This window comes from Burkholderia ubonensis (genome assembly GCF_902833085.1).
Lineage (GTDB): Bacteria > Pseudomonadota > Gammaproteobacteria > Burkholderiales > Burkholderiaceae > Burkholderia > Burkholderia ubonensis.
In genome coordinates this window covers 1-2,452 of sequence record NZ_CADFEB010000020.1, presented here as the reverse complement: position 1 = coordinate 2,452, position 2,452 = coordinate 1, and the positions used below count along the sequence as shown (strand labels likewise).

Genomic DNA, 2,452 nt, shown 5'->3' with positions numbered 1-2,452 from the left:
CTTCCCATCCCGAACAGGACCGTGAAACGACTCTACGCCGATGATAGTGCGGATTCCCGTGTGAAAGTAGGTAATCGTCAGGCTCCCCTTAGCCAAGAACCCCCGCCCAACAGGCGGGGGTTTTTGCATTTCCAGCGTCGGAAATGCGCCAGGCGCGCCGGTGCGCGAAAACATCAACCATCATTCTGCTCAGGCGCCCCAGGTTGCCGATGCACATCGGTGCTACGCATGGTCCTGGTCCACCATTGCACATGTGCCACTTCCGGCAACCGGCCGACCGCAAGGCTGACATTCATGGCAGCGTTCGCGGTGCGAGCAAAAGCGCGCGAACGTCGCGCCACGGCAAGAGCACGCCTTCGCCCCGGCAGTATCTCTCGGCCTCCGAATGCGCATTGAACGCGGCAAAGAGTCCTTCCTTCCTGGGCGAAAGCAGGAGCGACCACTTCCAATCCGCGATCTTCTTCGCGCCCTGGTTGCGGCATCGCGAGCCGTCACATTCAAAGCTTCGAAACGCTTCGTCAACGCATTCCTTGTCGTTGCGCTCGTCTGCAGCGCGTCTTAGCGCGAGCGACACGACATCGTTCCCTTTCGTGAAGTCGAAGGTTTCGGTTCCCGCCGCTGGAAAGCGAATCGTGCGAGTCCAGTCGAGGGGCTTGCCGGTGGCGAGATCGTAGGTCGTGGTATTCCAGCCGCTTGACGGGTGAGCTGCGCCTGGCCAATCCCAATAGCATGTCGCGTCGACCGTGAACAAGCGGGTATTGGCGAATGCCACCGTCGGTGTGCAGCTCGACTCGCCTTTCGGCCGGGCCATGAGTGCCAAGCCGACCGTTTCCCGAAACACCCGTTCGAGCTCGGCGTTGACGGTTCGCATTGCGTCCGCTGATGGTCCGCTCGTCAGCTGCGGAGCGGATGCGCCACTTCGCTTTTCGGTGATGAATCGCCAGGTGATCGCGCGATCGGCCGACGTTTCCTTGCGTGCGGAAATCTCCGTCGGCCCTTCCGCCCGCAAGCAATCGTAACCACGTTCGGTTGCCGACGATCCGTTAAAGTTCGCGTCGCAAGTGGCGCTCGTGCGCTCAAGCCGGATCGGCAGGGTGGCGACCGCCCCCGCGCTTTTCCGCCACGTCCCGGATGCCGATCCGGATGCGAACGAGAGGGACCAGACGCCGGTCGGCTCGGCGCAGGCGGTTGGTTCGTCACCGCCGCCGGAAAGGGGACACTCGACGAATTCCCCCGCGTTGACGGTCGGGACCAGCCCGATGTCGATGCCTTGCGAGCGATAGAAGTAACGGCCGATCGCCTGCTTGTCGTTCTGGTAGAAGCGTAGAACGATAGGCGACTTGCCGATCGTGCCGCGGTAGAGGCTTTCGTCCGGAGCGGCATGCGCGATGTCCGTGACGAGTGAGGCGGCGAACAGCAGCGCGCATGAGAGGCGCATGGAAGCTCCTGGTGTCAGGTTCGAGTCGAGTGCTCAGTGTTCCCTTGGTGTCGCAGACAGCGCATTGGGATCCGGCCCCTACACAGACTAACGTGGTGCAACGAAGGGCGCCAGCCGACGCTCAGTTGCAATGCTCGAGCATTGGGAATGAACGAATGAATGGGCAACCTTGGCATGCGCGGCCACGTCGATCGTAAGGGCGTCTCGGTGCGCAAAAGACGAGCTGATCGAGTTCGGCACGAAATTTGCGGTTTTTTGCGTTTACCCGCTTGGCTTTATCGCGCGAAGGTCGTATGATGGCGGTCTTCCGATTTTTCGGCGTGAACTCAGGTTCGCGACGGAACGGTCGGAGTCTGACGAAGATGCGTGCATCGGCGCGCCAGGTGTGACTTTCGTTGTTCGCGAGGGCGTGATTGCTTGGCGTGGCGTCGATTGGGGAGCTTGGGGCGTATCAGTCGGGTGCTGGTGAAGAGGGTGAAAATAATCTTCGCGGTGCGCTTGACAAAGGTTCGATGCACCCCCATAATCGTCAGTTCTCTACGGAGGGGTGCCCGAGTGGCTAAAGGGGGCAGACTGTAAATCTGTTGGCTTACGCCTACGTTGGTTCGAATCCAACCTCCTCCACCAAGACATCAACGCAGAGAGCGGTAGGGAATCGTTAGTGGCCCGTGCGGGTGTAGCTCAATGGTAGAGCAGAAGCCTTCCAAGCTTACGACGAGGGTTCGATTCCCTTCACCCGCTCCAGTCTGTGCAGTTGAAGCATGAAATCGCCCATGTGGCTCAGTGGTAGAGCACTCCCTTGGTAAGGGAGAGGTCGGCAGTTCGATCCTGCCCATGGGCACCAGCAGTATAGTCAGTGTCTGTTTGCGCGCGGCGCAACATGTGAAATTCCTTTCGGGAGTTGAAAATGGCCAAGGAAAAATTCGAGCGGACCAAGCCGCACGTGAACGTTGGTACGATTGGTCACGTTGACCACGGCAAGACGACGCTGACGGCGGCGATCACGACCGTGCT

The 2,452-nt window shown here is 60.1% G+C and carries 2 protein-coding genes, 3 tRNA genes and 1 rRNA gene; 5 read left to right on the top strand and 1 reads right to left on the bottom strand.

Annotated features, from left to right (window positions below; translation table 11 throughout):
• Nucleotides 1-83: ribosomal RNA gene (rrf, locus tag HWX31_RS35455) — 5S ribosomal RNA — on the top strand; the annotation flags it as partial.
• A 209-nt stretch (nucleotides 84-292) separates the two neighbouring features.
• Here rrf and HWX31_RS34620 read toward each other — a convergent pair.
• Nucleotides 293-1,438 (bottom strand): hypothetical protein, encoded by a 1,146-nt coding sequence (locus HWX31_RS34620; protein ID WP_174959377.1) that lies wholly within the window; start codon nucleotides 1,436-1,438, stop codon nucleotides 293-295.
• A 541-nt stretch (nucleotides 1,439-1,979) separates the two neighbouring features.
• Between HWX31_RS34620 and HWX31_RS34615 the strand changes: the two genes are divergently transcribed.
• From HWX31_RS34615 to HWX31_RS34600, 4 genes are all read left to right on the top strand, one after another.
• A tRNA-Tyr gene (locus HWX31_RS34615) sits at nucleotides 1,980-2,065 on the top strand.
• A 43-nt stretch (nucleotides 2,066-2,108) separates the two neighbouring features.
• Nucleotides 2,109-2,182: transfer RNA gene (locus tag HWX31_RS34610), tRNA-Gly, on the top strand.
• A gap of 25 nt (nucleotides 2,183-2,207) precedes the next feature.
• A tRNA-Thr gene (locus HWX31_RS34605) sits at nucleotides 2,208-2,282 on the top strand.
• Between the two features lie 63 nt (nucleotides 2,283-2,345).
• A partial coding sequence (locus tag HWX31_RS34600) for a GTP-binding protein (RefSeq protein ID WP_208454991.1) occupies nucleotides 2,346-2,452 on the top strand: 107 nt, incomplete at its 3' end.

Coding starts and splice junctions, on each gene's coding strand:
- HWX31_RS34620 (WP_174959377.1), bottom strand. CDS start 1,438: ATGCGCCTCTCATGCGCGCTGCTGTTCGCCGCCTCACTCGTCACGGAC.